At 63.5% G+C, this 13,922-nt stretch carries 22 protein-coding genes; 21 read left to right on the plus strand and 1 reads right to left on the minus strand.

Translation table 11 applies throughout. From position 1 onward, the window contains the following. The first annotated feature begins 17 nt into the window (after positions 1-17). From rpsC to ACZK08_RS03745, 21 genes are all read left to right on the plus strand, one after another. Positions 18-752 (plus strand): 30S ribosomal protein S3, encoded by a 735-nt coding sequence (gene rpsC, locus ACZK08_RS03645; protein ID WP_004145350.1) that lies wholly within the window; start codon positions 18-20, stop codon positions 750-752. Between the two features lie 5 nt (positions 753-757). Beyond that, positions 758-1,171 carry a 50S ribosomal protein L16 gene (gene rplP, locus ACZK08_RS03650; protein WP_053519743.1) on the plus strand — a complete coding sequence of 138 codons (414 nt, stop codon included), beginning with the start codon at positions 758-760 and terminating at the stop codon, positions 1,169-1,171. Next, positions 1,171-1,356, plus strand: a complete 186-nt coding sequence (rpmC, locus tag ACZK08_RS03655) for a 50S ribosomal protein L29 (protein ID WP_004154487.1) — start codon at positions 1,171-1,173, stop codon at positions 1,354-1,356. Before rplP ends, rpmC begins: the two co-directional genes overlap by 1 nt. An 11-nt stretch (positions 1,357-1,367) precedes the next feature. Next, positions 1,368-1,637: a 30S ribosomal protein S17 gene (gene rpsQ, locus ACZK08_RS03660; protein ID WP_053519744.1), complete on the plus strand. Its 270-nt coding sequence runs from the start codon at positions 1,368-1,370 to the stop codon at positions 1,635-1,637. Between the two features lie 12 nt (positions 1,638-1,649). Beyond that, positions 1,650-2,018, plus strand: coding sequence for a 50S ribosomal protein L14 (gene rplN, locus ACZK08_RS03665; RefSeq protein WP_010483978.1), 369 nt, complete (start codon positions 1,650-1,652; stop codon positions 2,016-2,018). 16 nt (positions 2,019-2,034) lie between these two features. Next, entirely contained in the window at positions 2,035-2,352 is a 318-nt protein-coding gene (gene rplX, locus ACZK08_RS03670; RefSeq protein WP_053519745.1) for a 50S ribosomal protein L24, read from the plus strand. Positions 2,353-2,363: 11 nt separating this feature from the next. Further along, positions 2,364-2,906, plus strand: coding sequence for a 50S ribosomal protein L5 (rplE, locus tag ACZK08_RS03675; RefSeq protein WP_053519746.1), 543 nt, complete (start codon positions 2,364-2,366; stop codon positions 2,904-2,906). Between the two features lie 18 nt (positions 2,907-2,924). Further along, a complete protein-coding gene (gene rpsN / locus ACZK08_RS03680) occupies positions 2,925-3,230 on the plus strand; it encodes a 30S ribosomal protein S14 (protein WP_053519747.1) in 306 nt (101 codons plus the stop codon). 256 nt (positions 3,231-3,486) lie between these two features. Then, positions 3,487-3,885, plus strand: a complete 399-nt coding sequence (rpsH, locus tag ACZK08_RS03685) for a 30S ribosomal protein S8 (protein WP_005415417.1) — start codon at positions 3,487-3,489, stop codon at positions 3,883-3,885. Positions 3,886-3,903: 18 nt separating this feature from the next. Then, positions 3,904-4,428 (plus strand): 50S ribosomal protein L6, encoded by a 525-nt coding sequence (rplF, locus tag ACZK08_RS03690; RefSeq protein ID WP_053519748.1) that lies wholly within the window; start codon positions 3,904-3,906, stop codon positions 4,426-4,428. A 31-nt stretch (positions 4,429-4,459) separates the two neighbouring features. Further along, positions 4,460-4,813, plus strand: coding sequence for a 50S ribosomal protein L18 (gene rplR, locus ACZK08_RS03695; RefSeq protein ID WP_053519749.1), 354 nt, complete (start codon positions 4,460-4,462; stop codon positions 4,811-4,813). Between the two features lie 160 nt (positions 4,814-4,973). Next, entirely contained in the window at positions 4,974-5,516 is a 543-nt protein-coding gene (gene rpsE / locus ACZK08_RS03700; RefSeq protein WP_005408213.1) for a 30S ribosomal protein S5, read from the plus strand. Beyond that, a complete protein-coding gene (rpmD, locus tag ACZK08_RS03705) occupies positions 5,509-5,700 on the plus strand; it encodes a 50S ribosomal protein L30 (protein WP_004145412.1) in 192 nt (63 codons plus the stop codon). Before rpsE ends, rpmD begins: the two co-directional genes overlap by 8 nt. A 6-nt stretch (positions 5,701-5,706) precedes the next feature. Continuing rightward, entirely contained in the window at positions 5,707-6,150 is a 444-nt protein-coding gene (gene rplO / locus ACZK08_RS03710; protein ID WP_053519751.1) for a 50S ribosomal protein L15, read from the plus strand. A 7-nt stretch (positions 6,151-6,157) separates the two neighbouring features. Further along, on the plus strand, positions 6,158-7,525 hold the full coding sequence (secY, locus tag ACZK08_RS03715) for a preprotein translocase subunit SecY (protein ID WP_005415420.1): 1,368 nt from the start codon (positions 6,158-6,160) through the stop codon (positions 7,523-7,525). A 347-nt stretch (positions 7,526-7,872) separates the two neighbouring features. Then, positions 7,873-8,229, plus strand: coding sequence for a 30S ribosomal protein S13 (gene rpsM / locus ACZK08_RS03720; protein WP_004154500.1), 357 nt, complete (start codon positions 7,873-7,875; stop codon positions 8,227-8,229). A gap of 11 nt (positions 8,230-8,240) precedes the next feature. Beyond that, positions 8,241-8,630 (plus strand): 30S ribosomal protein S11, encoded by a 390-nt coding sequence (gene rpsK / locus ACZK08_RS03725; protein ID WP_004145443.1) that lies wholly within the window; start codon positions 8,241-8,243, stop codon positions 8,628-8,630. A 15-nt stretch (positions 8,631-8,645) separates the two neighbouring features. Then, entirely contained in the window at positions 8,646-9,275 is a 630-nt protein-coding gene (gene rpsD / locus ACZK08_RS03730; protein WP_004145446.1) for a 30S ribosomal protein S4, read from the plus strand. A gap of 55 nt (positions 9,276-9,330) precedes the next feature. Then, a complete protein-coding gene (locus ACZK08_RS03735) occupies positions 9,331-10,329 on the plus strand; it encodes a DNA-directed RNA polymerase subunit alpha (protein WP_004145453.1) in 999 nt (332 codons plus the stop codon). Between the two features lie 191 nt (positions 10,330-10,520). After that, positions 10,521-10,904 (plus strand): 50S ribosomal protein L17, encoded by a 384-nt coding sequence (rplQ, locus tag ACZK08_RS03740; RefSeq protein WP_053519752.1) that lies wholly within the window; start codon positions 10,521-10,523, stop codon positions 10,902-10,904. Positions 10,905-11,135: 231 nt separating this feature from the next. Continuing rightward, complete coding sequence (locus ACZK08_RS03745) at positions 11,136-11,642, plus strand: disulfide bond formation protein B (protein WP_053519753.1); 507 nt, start codon at positions 11,136-11,138, stop codon at positions 11,640-11,642. A gap of 64 nt (positions 11,643-11,706) precedes the next feature. Here ACZK08_RS03745 and ACZK08_RS03750 read toward each other — a convergent pair whose 3' ends face one another. Continuing rightward, on the minus strand, positions 11,707-13,833 hold the full coding sequence (locus ACZK08_RS03750) for a TonB-dependent receptor (RefSeq protein WP_065182870.1): 2,127 nt from the start codon (positions 13,831-13,833) through the stop codon (positions 11,707-11,709). Between the last annotated feature and the right edge of the window lie 89 nt (positions 13,834-13,922).

Genomic DNA, 13,922 nt, shown 5'->3' on the forward strand with positions numbered 1-13,922 from the left:
CGGATAAGGAAAAGACCATGGGTCATAAAGTTCATCCGATTGGTATCCGTCTCGGTATTTCCAAGGACTGGAACTCCAAGTGGTACGCCAACAAGGCCGAGTTCGCTGGTTACCTGGCAGCCGACCTGAAAGTTCGCGAAATGCTGCGCAAGAAGCTGGCTCAGGCCGGCATCAGCAAGATCCTGATCGAGCGTCCGGCCAAGACCGCGCGCGTGACGATCCACACCGCCCGTCCGGGCGTGGTGATCGGCAAGCGTGGTGAGGACATCGAGAAGCTGCGCAAGGAAGTGAGCGAGATGATGGGCGTTCCGGCGCACATCAACGTCACCGAAGTGCGCAAGCCGGAACTGGACGCGCAGCTCGTTGCCGAGTCGATCGCCCAGCAGCTGGAGCGTCGCATCATGTTCCGCCGCGCAATGAAGCGCTCGGTGGGCAACGCGATGCGCCTGGGTGCCCTGGGCATCAAGGTCAACGTGGGTGGCCGCCTCAACGGTGCTGAAATCGCCCGTTCGGAGTGGTACCGCGAAGGCCGCGTGCCGCTGCACACCCTGCGTGCCGACATCGACTATGGCTTCGCTGAAGCCAAGACGACCTACGGCATCATCGGCATCAAGGTCTGGATCTACAAGGGCGAGGTCTTCGATTTCTCCCAGGTTGGCCAGGAAAAGCAGGACGACACCCCGTCGCGCAACGATCGTCACGATCGCGGCGACCGTGGTGACCGTCAGCGCCCGGCCCGTGAAGCGAGGTAACGACAATGTTGCAACCCAAGCGAACCAAGTACCGCAAGGTACACAAGGGCCGTAACGAAGGCCTGAGCTGGAGCGCCAACGCTGTCAGCTTCGGCGAATACGGCCTGAAGGCAACCGCACACGGTCAGCTGACCGCGCGTCAGATCGAAGCGGCTCGCCGCTCGATCAGCCGCTACGTCAAGCGCGGCGGCAAGATGTGGATCCGCGTGTTCCCCGACAAGCCCATCACCAAGAAGCCCATCGAAGTTCGAATGGGTTCGGGTAAGGGTAACGTGGAATACTGGGTGGCCCAGATCCAGCCCGGCCGCATGATCTATGAAATCGAGGGTGTTTCCGAGGAAGTGGCTCGCGAGGCGTTCCGCCTGGCCGCCGCCAAGCTCTCGGTCACCACCACTTTCGTGACCCGTACGGTGCGCTGATGGATATCAAAACTCTCCGTGAAAAGTCGGCTGACGAACTCAAGGCCCACCTGATCGACCTGCGTAAGGAACAGTTCTCTGTCCGTATGCAGCAGGTCACCGGCCAGCTGCCGAAGACCCACGACATCCGCCGGGTCCGTCGCGAGATTGCTCGCGTCAAGACCCTGCTCGGCAGCACGAAGTAAGGATGGCCGCTATGAGCGACAATACTGAAAACAAGACGCTGCGCACGGTCGAAGGCCGTGTCGTCAGCAACAAGATGGACAAGACGGTTACCGTCCTGGTTGAGCGTCAGGTCAAGCACGCACTGTACGGCAAGTACATCAAGCGCTCGACGAAGCTGCACGCCCACGATGCCGACAACGCCTGCAAGGAAGGCGATGTCGTCCGCGTGACCGAGATTGCTCCGATGTCCAAGACCAAGAACTGGCGCGTGGTGGAAGTCATCACGCGTGCGGCTGAATAAGGAGTCTGAATCATGATCCAGATGCAGAGCTACCTTGACGTCGCGGACAATTCGGGTGCCAAGCAGGTGATGTGCTTCAAGGTGCTGGGTGGTTCCAAGCGCCGTTACGCCGGCATCGGCGACATCATCAAGGTCACCGTGAAGGATGCGATTCCGCGCGGCAAGGTCAAGAAGGGTGAAGTGTATGACGCCGTCGTGGTGCGTACCCGCAAGGGTGTGCGTCGCGCCGACGGCTCGCTGATCCGCTTCGACGGCAACGCTGCCGTCCTGCTGAACAACAAGCAGGAGCCGATCGGTACCCGTATCTTCGGGCCGGTGACCCGTGAACTTCGTTCGGAGAAGTTCATGAAGATCGTCTCGCTCGCTCCCGAAGTGCTGTGAGCGACAGGAGATAATCATGGCTAACCGTATCAAGAAGGGCGACCAGGTCGTCGTCAACACCGGCAAGGACAAGGGCAAGCAGGGCGAAGTCGTCCGCGTCGACGGCGACCGTGTGGTCGTCGCCAACGTGAACATCGTCAAGCGCCACACCAAGCCGAACCCGCAGGCAGGCGTTGCCGGCGGCGTGGTCGAGCGTGAAGCTTCGATCCATATCTCCAACGTGAATGTGCTGAACCCGGCTTCGGGCAAGGGCGAACGCGTTGGCTTCAAGGTGCTGGAGGATGGACGCAAACTGCGTGTGTTCCGCTCCAGCGGTGAGGCGCTCGACGCCTGAGGAATGAGAAGATGACTTCCCGTCTCGAAAAGTTCTACAAGGACGAAGTGGTGCCGGCGCTGATGAAGCAGTTCGGCTACACCAATCCGATGGAAGTGCCGAAGCTCGTCAAGGTCACCCTGAACATGGGTGTCGGCGAAGCGGCCACCAACAAGAAGATCCTGGAAAACGCCGTCGGCGACATGACCAAGATTTCCGGCCAGAAGCCGGTTGTCACCAAGTCGCGTATTTCGGTTGCGTCGTTCAAGATCCGCGATGGTTGGCCGATCGGCTGCAAGACCACGCTGCGTCGCCACAAGATGTACGAGTTCCTGGATCGCCTGATCAACATCTCGCTGCCGCGCGTGCGCGACTTCCGTGGTGTCTCCGGTCGTTCCTTCGACGGTCGCGGCAACTTCAACATGGGTGTGAAGGAACAGATCATCTTCCCGGAAATCGACTTCGACGCTGTCGACGCGATCCGCGGTATGGATATCGCCATCACCACCACTGCGAAGACCGACGCGGAAGCGAAGGCGCTGCTGGCAGCGTTCAAGTTCCCGTTCCGTAACTGATCCGTCGAGGAAACCGAAATGGCAAAGACCTCCATGGTCAACCGCGACATCAAGCGGGAAAAGCTGGCCAAGAAGTACGCTGAGAAGCGTGCTGCTCTGAAGAAGATCGTGTCCTCGGTGGACGCGAGCTACGACGAGAAGATCGAAGCTGCTGCCAAGCTGGCCAAGCTGCCGCGCGATTCGTCGCCGAGCCGCCAGCGCAACCGCTGCGAACTGTCCGGCCGTCCGCGTGGCGTCTACAGCAAGTTCGGCCTGGGCCGCAACAAGCTGCGTGAAGCCACCATGCGTGGCGACGTCCCGGGTCTGCGCAAGGCCAGCTGGTAATCCCAGCCGGTCCTGCGATCAGGCGCCCCCCGGGGGTTCCTGAACCGGGGAGGGGAGGCATTCAGCCTCCCTTTCGCAAAAAACCCGAAGAGCCCGACGCAAGTCGGGCTCTTTTGGCGTATACTCCCGCGTCTTGCCCTGTGCAGACGGGGTTGTAGGGCGGGCCACAGGTCCGCTGCATCAAGGGACCTGGCCCGTTTCCAGGAGACAACAGATTTTCGCGAAAGCGGATATCGGTGCACTCAAAGGTACTCATATGAGCATGACTGATCCCATCGCCGACCTGCTGGTCCGCATCAAGAATGCGGCCGCGGTTGGCAAGCAGACGGTGAAAGCCCCGTCGTCCAAGATCAAGGTTGCGATCGCCCAGGTCCTGAAGGACGAGGGTTACATCACCGACCTGCGCGTTACCCAGCTGGAGAACAACAAGGCCGAGCTGGAAATCGTGCTGAAGTATTTCGAAGGCAAGCCGGTCATCGCGACCCTGAAGCGCTTCTCGCGTTCGGGCCTGCGCCAGTACCGCGGCAAGAGCGAGCTGCCGAAGGTCATGAACGGCCTGGGCATCTCCATCATTTCCACCTCCAAGGGCATCATGACTGATGCGCAGGCGCGCCAGCTGGGCGTCGGCGGCGAAGTCCTGTGCTTCGTGGCCTAAGGCGAAAGGAGTAGAACTATGTCCCGCGTAGCCAAGAAGCCGATCGACCTGGGTAAGGTTGAACTGAACGTCCAGTCGGAAAGCGTCACCGCCAAGGGCCCGAAGGGCACCCTGTCGCTGGCCAAGCCGGCCGGTATTGCCATCAACGTCGATAACGGCGTTGCCACCCTGAGCACCGAGAACGTCGAACTGGTCGCACTGACCGGTACCGTGCGTGCGATCCTGGCCAACATGGTCAAGGGCGTGTCCGAAGGCTTCGAGCGCAAGCTGGAGCTGGTCGGCGTGGGTTACCGCGCTGCCATGCAGGGCAAGGACCTGAGCCTGTCGCTGGGCTTCTCGCACCCGGTCGTGTTCGTGGCGCCGGAAGGCATCACGCTGTCCACCCCGACCCAGACCGAGATCCTGGTCCAGGGCGCGGACAAGCAGGCCGTCGGTGAAGTTGCCGCCAAGATCCGTGCGTTCCGCAAGCCGGAGCCGTACAAGGGCAAGGGCGTGAAGTACTCCGACGAAGTCATCATCCGTAAGGAAGCCAAGAAGGCCTAATAGGCGCTTCCGCTTTCATAGGAAAAACATCATGAACAAGAACATCGCCCGCCTGCGTCGCGCCAAGTCGACCCGCGCCCACATCCGTGAGCTCGGCGTCGCCCGCCTGTCGGTGCTGCGCACCGGCCAGCACCTGTATGCCCAGGTCTTCACCGCCGACGGTTCCAAGGTGCTGGCTGCCGCCAACACCACCCAGACCGACGTCAAGGAAGGCCTGAAGAGCGGCAAGAATGTCGATGCCGCCGCCAAGGTTGGCCGCATCGTCGCTGAGCGTGCCAAGGCCGCCGGCGTCGAGAAGGTTGCCTTCGATCGTTCGGGTTACCGTTACCACGGCCGTATCAAGGCCCTGGCAGAGGCTGCCCGCGAAGCCGGCCTGCAGTTCTAAGGGATCGGGGGAGGGGGCCGATGGCCCCCTGTCCGCCTGCTCGCCAGCCTGAGCGAGGCTGGACGGCGCCATTCTTCTGTAGTGGCCCACCGGAACGACGCGTCATTCCACAACCATAAGCGGCCCTGAGCCGTACATACCCAACAACCAAGGAATCAACATGGCAGAAGAGCGTCAGCAGCGGGGTCGCGATCGCGACCGTAACCGCGAAGAGAAGATCGACGACGGCATGATCGAAAAGCTGGTCGCGGTCAACCGCGTCAGCAAGACCGTCAAGGGTGGTCGCCAGTTCACCTTCACCGCCCTGACCGTGGTCGGCGACGGCGAAGGCAAGGTCGGTTTCGGTTATGGCAAGGCCCGCGAAGTGCCGGTCGCCATCCAGAAGTCGATGGAACAGGCCCGCAAGAACCTGGTCAGCGTTGACCTGAACAACGGCACCCTGTGGCACACCATCAAGGATGGTCATGGCGCAGCCCGCGTGTTCATGCAGCCGGCTTCGGAAGGTACCGGCGTCATCGCCGGCGGTGCCATGCGCGCCGTCCTGGAAGCGGTTGGCGTGAAGAACGTGCTGGCCAAGGCCACCGGTTCGCGCAACCCGATCAACCTGGTGCGTGCCACCGTGAAGGGCCTGTCTGCAGCGCAGTCGCCGGCCCGCATCGCGGCCAAGCGCGGCAAGAAGGTGGAGGAACTCAACCATGGCTAATGAGTCCAACAAGACTGTGAAGGTGCGCCTGGTGCGCGGCCTGCGTGGTGCTCAGTCGCGTCACCGCCTGTCGGTGCGTGCCCTGGGTCTGAACAAGCTCAACGATGTGCGTGAACTGAAGGACAGCCCGCAGGTTCGCGGCCTGATCAATACCGTTCACTACCTCGTCAAGGTTGAGGAGTAATCGATCATGACTCTGCGTCTCAATGAACTGAGCCCGGCACCGGGCGCCCGTACCGAGCGCACCCGCGTCGGTCGCGGTATCGGCTCGGGCCTGGGCAAGACTGCCGGCCGCGGCCACAAGGGTTCGTTCGCCCGCAAGGGTGGCGGCAAGATCAAGGCCGGCTTCGAAGGCGGCCAGACCCCCATGCAGCGTCGTCTGCCGAAGATCGGCTTCCGTTCGCCGATCGCCAAGGACACCGCTGAAGTGCTGCTGTACCAGCTGGACAAGCTGCCGGCCGGCGAGATCGACTTCGCCGCCCTGCGTGCCGCCAAGCTGGTCCCGAGCACTGCCAAGAAGGCCAAGGTCGTCGTCAAGGGCGAAGTGACCAAGGCGTTCACCCTGAAGGGTGTTGCTGCCACGGCCGGTGCCAAGGCTGCGATCGAAGCTGCCGGCGGCAGCGTAACGGAGTAAGAAAATCATGGCGCAAGCTGGCATCGGTAACCTCGCGGGCGGAATGGGCAAGTTCACTGAACTTCGCCAACGTTTGCTGTTCGTCGTCGGGGCTTTGATCGTCTATCGCATCGGCTGCTACGTGCCGGTGCCGGGCGTCAATCCCGATGCCATGCTTGCCATGATGCAACAGCAGGGCGGCGGCATCGTGGACATGTTCAACATGTTCTCGGGCGGCGCCCTGCACCGTTTCAGCATCTTCGCGCTGAACGTGATGCCGTACATCTCGGCATCGATCGTGATGCAGCTGGCCGTGCACATCTTCCCCGCCCTGAAGGCGATGCAGAAGGAAGGTGAGTCCGGTCGCCGCAAGATCACCCAGTATTCGCGCATCGGCGCCGTGCTGCTGGCAGTGGTGCAGGGCGGTTCGATCGCTCTGGCCCTGCAGGGCCAGGTCTCGCCGTCGGGCGCTCCGGTCGTGTACGCGCCGGGCATGGGCTTCGTGCTCACCGCCGTGGTCGCGCTGACCGCCGGCACCATGTTCCTGATGTGGGTCGGTGAGCAGGTCACCGAGCGCGGCATCGGCAACGGCGTGTCGCTGATCATCTTCGCCGGTATCGTGGCGGGCCTGCCGGGCGCGGTCATCCATACCTTCGATGCCTACCGCGACGGCAACATCCAGTTTATCCAGCTGCTGCTGATCGCCATCGTCGTACTCGCCTTCACCTTCTTCGTGGTGTTCGTCGAGCGCGGCCAGCGCCGGATCACGGTCAATTACGCGCGCCGCCAGGGCGGTCGCAATGCGTACATGAACCAGACCTCGTTCCTGCCGCTGAAGCTCAACATGGCCGGCGTCATCCCGGCGATCTTCGCCTCGAGCCTGCTGGCCTTCCCGGCCACCCTGGCCATGTGGTCCGGCCAAGCGGCCAACCAGAGCAGCTTCGGCCAGGTCCTGCAGAAGGTCGCCAACGCGCTGGGTCCGGGCGAGCCGCTGCACATGATCGTGTTCGCTGCGCTGATCACCGGTTTCGCGTTCTTCTATACCGCGCTGGTGTTCAACTCGCAGGAAACCGCCGACAACCTGAAGAAGTCGGGCGCGCTGATTCCGGGCATCCGTCCGGGCAAGGCCACTGCCGACTACATCGACGGCGTGCTGACCCGCCTGACCGCAGCCGGCTCGGCCTACCTGGTGATCGTCTGCCTGCTGCCGGAACTGATGCGGACGCAGCTGAACGCCTCGTTCTACTTTGGCGGTACCTCGCTGCTGATCGTGGTGGTGGTGGTGATGGACTTCATCGCCCAGGTGCAGGCGCACCTGATGTCCCACCAGTACGAGAGCCTGCTGAAGAAGGCCAACCTGAAGGGTGGCAACCGCGGCGGTTTTGCCCGCGGCTGATTCGCCTGTTATACTTTCGTCTTCCTGACGTGATGGTCCCTCCGCTTCGCGGACTCCGGCCACACAAACGAAGGGCGGCCCCCGCAGCGGTTCCGGGTGGGGGTGTGATGAGGTGGTCCCGCGCAGGAGTAGCGCGGGCGGCCCCGGGAGACCTCCCGGGATCAACCCCATCCGGCGCCGGAGCCTGGGCACACTCCCCAGGCCGGGTTCATGAAACCTCTGGTTTCACGGGCTTCCATGTAAACCGGAACCTTGTTAGTATCGCTAGTTCACTTTTTTGATCCATCCTGCCGGATTGGCGTGCCCGAGGCGCGCTGTCGGCCATCACTCAGCTGGAGAACCGCGTCATGGCGCGTATTGCAGGCGTCAACCTGCCAGCCCAGAAGCATGTCTGGGTCGGGTTGCAAAGCATTTACGGCATCGGCCGTACCCGTTCGAAGAAGGTCTGCGAAGTCGCAGGCGTCGCTTCGACCACCAAGATCCGCGATCTGTCGGAGCCGGAAATCGAGCGCCTGCGCGCCGAAGTCGGCAAGTACATCGTGGAAGGCGATCTGCGCCGTGAGATCGGCATCGCGATCAAGCGCCTGATGGACCTGGGCTGCTACCGCGGCCTGCGTCACCGTCGTGGCCTCCCGCTGCGTGGCCAGCGCACCCGTACCAACGCCCGCACCCGCAAGGGTCCGCGCAAGGCGATCAAGAAGTAAGGGACTGAGAAATGGCTAAGCCCGCTGCTAAGACCAAGAAGAAGATCAAGCGCGTCGTCACTGACGGCGTTGCCCACGTCCACGCTTCGTTCAACAACACCATCGTCACCATCACCGACCGCCAGGGCAATGCTCTGTCGTGGGCGACCTCCGGTGGCGCTGGCTTCCGCGGTTCGCGCAAGTCGACCCCGTTCGCTGCCCAGGTGGCTGCCGAGAAGGCCGGTCGTGCTGCGCTGGACTACGGCGTGAAGTCGCTGGAAGTCCGCATCAAGGGCCCGGGTCCGGGCCGTGAGTCGGCCGTGCGTTCGTTGAACAACGTCGGCTACAAGATCACCAACATCATCGACGTGACGCCCATCCCGCACAACGGGTGCCGTCCGCCGAAGAAGCGTCGCGTCTAAAGGGAGCGATAAGAAATGGCTCGTTATATCGGTCCTACCTGTAAGCTCGCCCGCCGCGAAGGCGCCGACCTGTCCCTGAAGAGCCCGGCGCGTGCGCTGGACTCCAAGTGCAAGCTGGAGCAGAAGCCCGGCCAGCATGGCGCCACTGCCCGCAAGGGCAAGCTGTCCGACTACGCCACCCAGCTGCGTGAAAAGCAGAAGGTCAAGCGTATCTACGGCCTGCTGGAGCGTCAGTTCCGCAACTACTACAAGAAGGCCTCGACCAAGAAGGGCAACACCGGCGAGAACCTGCTGCAGCTGCTGGAAACCCGCCTGGACAACGTCGTCTACCGCATGGGCTTCGCCGTGACCCGTCCGGCTGCCCGCCAGCTGGTGTCGCACCGCGGCGTCACCGTGAATGGCAAGTCGGTCAACCTGGCTTCGTACCAGGTCAAGGCTGGCGATGCCATCGCGCTGTCCGAGAAGGCTGCCAAGCAGCTGCGCGTCCAGGAAGCCCTGACCGTCGCCGCACAGCATGACCTGAGCCCGTCGTGGGTTGAAGTGGATTCCGGCAAGTTCACCGGCATCTTCAAGGCGGTTCCGGATCGTTCGGATCTGCCTGCGGACATCAACGAAGCGCTGATCGTCGAGCTGTATTCGAAGTAATTCACATTGGAGAGCCCCCGGCGACGGCCGGGGGTTCACTAGGAGAACCCGCAACATGACGGTTACCGCCAACCAGGTTCTGCGTCCTCGCGGTCCGCAGATCGAACGCCTTACCGACACCCGTGCAAAGGTCGTTATCGAACCTTTGGAGCGGGGTTACGGGCATACGCTGGGCAACGCCCTGCGTCGCGTGCTGCTGTCGTCCATCCCGGGCTTCGCCATCACGGAAGTCGAAATCGACGGCGTGTTGCATGAGTACACCACGGTCGAAGGTCTGCAGGAGGACGTGCTCGAAGTCCTGCTGAACCTGAAGGACGTGGCCATCCGTATGCACTCCGGCGACAGCGCCACCCTGTCCCTGTCCAAGCAGGGCCCGGGCGTTGTCACCGCTGCCGATATCAAGGTCGACCACAATGTGGAGATCCTGAACGGCGACCATGTGATCTGCCACCTGACCAAGGATACGGCAGTGAACATGCGTCTGAAGATCGAGCGTGGTTTCGGCTACCAGCCGGCTGCTGCGCGTCGTCGTCCGGACGAAGAAACCCGTGCCATCGGCCGCCTGGTCCTGGATGCCTCGTTCTCGCCGGTCCGCCGCGTCGCCTATGCCGTGGAAGCGGCCCGCGTCGAACAGCGTACCGACCTGGACAAGCTGGTCATCGATATCGAGACCAACGGCACCATCGATGCCGAGGAAGCCGTGCGCACCGCCGCCGACATCCTCAGCGACCAGCTGTCGGTGTTCGGTGACTTCACCCACCGCGACCGCGGTGCGGCCAAGCCGGCCAACAACGGCGTGGATCCGGTGCTGCTGCGCCCGATCGACGATCTGGAGCTGACCGTGCGTTCGGCCAACTGCCTGAAGGCTGAAAGCATCTACTACATCGGCGATCTGATCCAGAAGACCGAAGTGGAGCTGCTGAAGACCCCGAATCTGGGCAAGAAGTCGCTCACCGAGATCAAGGAAGTGCTGGCCCAGCGTGGCCTGTCGCTTGGCATGAAGCTGGAGAACTGGCCGCCGGCCGGCGTCGCCAGCCACGGCATGCTGGGCTGATAAAGCCTCCTGCTGTACCCGAAGGCTCCACCGTCAGCGGTGGAGCCTTCACCGCAAGATGCCATGACGAACCGCAGGTTCGCGGGCAGGTCGTCCAGGACGGGCGGCCAGGACCATCCGCAGTCCGTGCAGCAACGCCAGGATGGCGACAACGATCCACACAGCCACATCATTAACCAAGGAGCATCACCATGCGTCACCAGAAGTCTGGCCGTAAGTTCAGCCGTACCAGCGCCCATCGCGAAGCGATGTTCAAGAACATGGCCGCCTCGCTGTTCAAGCACGAGCTGATCAAGACCACCCTGCCGAAGGCCAAGGAACTGCGCCGCGTCGCCGAGCCGCTGATCACCCTGGCCAAGGTCGATTCCGTTGCCAACCGCCGTCTGGCCTTTGCCCGCCTGCGTGACAACGAAGCCGTGGGCAACCTGTTCACCATCCTGGGCCCGCGCTACGCGAACCGTCCGGGTGGCTACCTGCGTCTGCTGAAGTGCGGCTTCCGCGCCGGCGACAATGCTCCGATGGCCTACGTCGAGCTGGTCGACCGTCCGGCCGTGGCCGAGGAAGTGGCCGAGTAATCGGACCGCTCCAACGCGACACAGTGAAAGCCCGGCATCTGCCGGGCTTTTGCGTTCTGGTAGCGCCGGGCGATGCCCGGCGTTTACGTTTCCGCTGCACTCGCCGGGCATGGCCCGGCGCTACCTGCGAAGGGAAGTGGCCCGCACCGTTCCGACGAGCGTCACCGGCAGCGGTTCGAATGGCAGGCGCGGTCGGTTACGCTTGGCGCCTGATCCATTCGAGCATTCACGATGAATCCTCTGCGCTGGCCCTTCCGCGCCCAGTTCCTGCTGGGCTTCCTGATCTGCGTGGGCCTGCTGGGCTATGCGATTTTCCTGCAGCTGAAGATGGGGCTGGAGCCGTGCCCGCTGTGCATCTTCCAGCGGCTGGCCTTTGCCGCGCTCGGCCTGCTGTTCCTGCTGGGCGCACTGCACGGCCCGTCGAACCGGCCGGGACGGGTGACGTACGGCATCCTTGCCTTCATTGCGGCAGCCGTCGGCGTCGGCATCGCCGCGCGCCATGTCTACGTGCAGATGCTGCCGCCGGAAATGGGTGCCACCTGTGGCCCACCGCTGAGCTTCCTGCGCGAGACCATGGGCCCGTTCGAGGTGTTCCGCACGGTGCTGACCGGTACCGGCAACTGCGGCAACATCGACTGGACCTTCCTCGGACTGACCATGCCGATGTGGTCGGGCGTGTGGTTCGTGCTGCTGGGGCTGTGGGCACTGCTGGTGCCGCTGCGCAGGGTCAGGCGCTGAGTAACTGACGCGCCCCGGCAGAGCCGGGCATGGGCTCGGCTCTGCCGGGGGGCGGCGACATCGATCAGAAATCCTGTTGCAGGCTGAGATAGGCGCCGCGTCGCGGCCCCCACTGGGGGGCGAACACGCCTACGCCGCCGCCATCGCGCAGCTGATAGCTGCGATCCAGCGCGTTGACCAACGCCAGCTGTGCATGCAGCGGATGGCCGCTGTCGGGGTTGAAATCGTGGCCAGCACTGAGGTTCACCTGCAGGTAGGACGGCAGCTCGCCCCCATTGGGTACGCTTTCGGTGTCCGAGCGCAGGCCACTGCCGAACACGTAGTTGGCACCGATCCGGTTGTGTCCGGCGAAGGCATAGCTGACACCGCCCGACGAGGTCAGCTTCTGGTCGTGGTCCAGGTGGATCCAATGGTCGGCCACGTAGGCCAGGGCGTCCGGGTCGAGGTTGTACTGGCCGGTGATCACCTGGGTGCCGATCCCCTTGTTGTATGCAGCGTTGAAGTAAGCGCTGAACGGTCCGTCGCTGTAGTCGGCGCTGAACTCCAGGCCGCGGATGTGGCCGCGACGATAGTTGAACGTTGAATAGAGGTAGGCGGCGCCGAACTGGCCTTCATCCTGCAGGCGGGCGACACGCCGGTCATACGCATCCACGCCGAGTGTCAGGTGCTCGCCGATCTGCTGCGAGATGCCGAGGTCGTAGTAGTCACTGCGCTCGGCCAGTGGCGTGGCGTTGCCATCACTGGGCTGCTGGTTGCTGGTGCCGTCGTACAGCGCGATGTCGTCGGAGGCGATCAGCTCGCTGGCCGGTGGTGTGAAGTAGCGCGCATAGCCTGCGTGCAGGGTGGTGCTGTCGCCGGCATTCCAGACCACGCCCAGGCGCGGGCTGATCTGGCCTTCGGTCCGCCCGAAGGCCGTGTAGCGGTCGCCGCGCAGACCATAGTTGACCGTCCAGTTGTCTCCGATCTTCCACTCGTCCTGCACGTAGAGCGCCAGCGTGCTGGCGTGGAAAGCACTGCGGTCGGGAATCAGCAGGGGCGTGGTGCTGGCCTGCTGGCCGGCGTCGTCAACCGGGAACACCCAGCTGCTGCTGTGGGCCCGCGCGGTCTCATGATTGCCGTACAGGCCATAGCGCAGCGTGTGATCGCTGCCCAGCGGGGTGGAAACGTCGGCCTGCACGGTGTTGGCGCGGTTGCTGCGCTGGACCTGTGAAGCAACACCGCTGAATACCAGATCGCCCGCCACATCGGGATTGAACCCGACATCGCTGTAGCGTTGGCCGGCCGACAGCTGGTACGCGCTGGCGCCCAGCGTCCCCTGCAGCACCAGCATGCCGAAGCGCGTGGTCTCGCGCTGGGTCTCATCCAGCTGGCTGGAGTCGAACGTGGAGGTATCGAGGTAGCCGAACTGCGGTGTCTGGCCCGGGTTCACCGGAATCTGGAAGCGGTTGTTGGCAATGCCGGCAAACACGCTCACGCGCGTGTTCTCGTCCAGCAGATAGGTGAGGTCGGCGAACGCCTTGCCCTGGTGGGTGTCGTCGTGCAGCGGCCGGCGCGAGTTCGTCGGGTTCTCCAGGCCGACCTCGTTCTGGTCGTAGTTGCCGGTCAGGAACCAGCTCCAGCGTCCCTGGTTGCCCCACCAGGAGGCGTTGGGATTGACCTTGCCGAACGACCCGGCAGTCAGTCCGGCGCTGCCGCCGTTGCCCAGTTCGGCGCCACTGCGGGTGGTGATGTCCACCACTGCGGCGGTGCGTTCGCCGAACTGCGCCGGCAGTGCGCCATCCATCAGCCGGATGCTCCTGATGGTTCGCGTATCCACGGTCTGGCCGAAGCCGGAGATCGATTCGGGCAGCAGCACGCCGTTGATGCGGTACTGCAGGTTGGCGTGATCACCACGCACATGGACACCGCCGTAGGAATCCTGGACCACGCCCGGGGCCTGCAGCAGCACCTGGCTGAGTGCGGCGGAGGCGCCGAGCGGCTGCTTCTGGATGTCCTCGGCGGTGATCTGGTACTGGCTGCTGCCGATGTCCGGCGACAGCGCGTTGCGGGCCTGATCGAGGTGGGCGCTGACGGTGACCGCATCCAGGTTTTTCACTGCGGGCCCGGCGTCATCCGCGGCCGCGGCAAGGGGGGGCGTGCTGGCCAGGGCCAGGGCGAAGGTGATGCTGGTAGCGAGGCGTGAGGGCTTCATGGGAGAGAGCAGGGCCTGGGGCGTGGAGGGGGCCGGTCCATGACGGTGAGTGTTACTCCGTAACAGATCATGCGCCTCTGGCGGTGCCG

The organism is Stenotrophomonas sp. 112478_Sma, assembly GCF_056479905.1.

What these genes read in the sequence shown, in the direction of transcription:
- rpsE (WP_005408213.1), top strand. Translation starts at nt 4,974, where the DNA reads ATGGCAGAAGAGCGTCAGCAGCGGGGTCGCGATCGCGACCGTAACCGC.
- rplR (WP_053519749.1), top strand. Translation starts at nt 4,460, where the DNA reads ATGAACAAGAACATCGCCCGCCTGCGTCGCGCCAAGTCGACCCGCGCC.
- rpmC (WP_004154487.1), top strand. Translation starts at nt 1,171, where the DNA reads ATGGATATCAAAACTCTCCGTGAAAAGTCGGCTGACGAACTCAAGGCC.
- rplE (WP_053519746.1), top strand. Translation starts at nt 2,364, where the DNA reads ATGACTTCCCGTCTCGAAAAGTTCTACAAGGACGAAGTGGTGCCGGCG.
- rpsN (WP_053519747.1), top strand. Translation starts at nt 2,925, where the DNA reads ATGGCAAAGACCTCCATGGTCAACCGCGACATCAAGCGGGAAAAGCTG.
- rpsH (WP_005415417.1), top strand. Translation starts at nt 3,487, where the DNA reads ATGAGCATGACTGATCCCATCGCCGACCTGCTGGTCCGCATCAAGAAT.
- rpmD (WP_004145412.1), top strand. Translation starts at nt 5,509, where the DNA reads ATGGCTAATGAGTCCAACAAGACTGTGAAGGTGCGCCTGGTGCGCGGC.
- rplQ (WP_053519752.1), top strand. Translation starts at nt 10,521, where the DNA reads ATGCGTCACCAGAAGTCTGGCCGTAAGTTCAGCCGTACCAGCGCCCAT.
- rpsQ (WP_053519744.1), top strand. Translation starts at nt 1,368, where the DNA reads ATGAGCGACAATACTGAAAACAAGACGCTGCGCACGGTCGAAGGCCGT.
- rplX (WP_053519745.1), top strand. Translation starts at nt 2,035, where the DNA reads ATGGCTAACCGTATCAAGAAGGGCGACCAGGTCGTCGTCAACACCGGC.
- rpsM (WP_004154500.1), top strand. Translation starts at nt 7,873, where the DNA reads ATGGCGCGTATTGCAGGCGTCAACCTGCCAGCCCAGAAGCATGTCTGG.
- rpsK (WP_004145443.1), top strand. Translation starts at nt 8,241, where the DNA reads ATGGCTAAGCCCGCTGCTAAGACCAAGAAGAAGATCAAGCGCGTCGTC.
- ACZK08_RS03750 (WP_065182870.1), bottom strand. Translation starts at nt 13,833, where the DNA reads ATGAAGCCCTCACGCCTCGCTACCAGCATCACCTTCGCCCTGGCCCTG.
- rpsD (WP_004145446.1), top strand. Translation starts at nt 8,646, where the DNA reads ATGGCTCGTTATATCGGTCCTACCTGTAAGCTCGCCCGCCGCGAAGGC.
- ACZK08_RS03735 (WP_004145453.1), top strand. Translation starts at nt 9,331, where the DNA reads ATGACGGTTACCGCCAACCAGGTTCTGCGTCCTCGCGGTCCGCAGATC.
- rpsC (WP_004145350.1), top strand. Translation starts at nt 18, where the DNA reads ATGGGTCATAAAGTTCATCCGATTGGTATCCGTCTCGGTATTTCCAAG.
- secY (WP_005415420.1), top strand. Translation starts at nt 6,158, where the DNA reads ATGGCGCAAGCTGGCATCGGTAACCTCGCGGGCGGAATGGGCAAGTTC.
- ACZK08_RS03745 (WP_053519753.1), top strand. Translation starts at nt 11,136, where the DNA reads ATGAATCCTCTGCGCTGGCCCTTCCGCGCCCAGTTCCTGCTGGGCTTC.
- rplO (WP_053519751.1), top strand. Translation starts at nt 5,707, where the DNA reads ATGACTCTGCGTCTCAATGAACTGAGCCCGGCACCGGGCGCCCGTACC.
- rplF (WP_053519748.1), top strand. Translation starts at nt 3,904, where the DNA reads ATGTCCCGCGTAGCCAAGAAGCCGATCGACCTGGGTAAGGTTGAACTG.
- rplP (WP_053519743.1), top strand. Translation starts at nt 758, where the DNA reads ATGTTGCAACCCAAGCGAACCAAGTACCGCAAGGTACACAAGGGCCGT.
- rplN (WP_010483978.1), top strand. Translation starts at nt 1,650, where the DNA reads ATGATCCAGATGCAGAGCTACCTTGACGTCGCGGACAATTCGGGTGCC.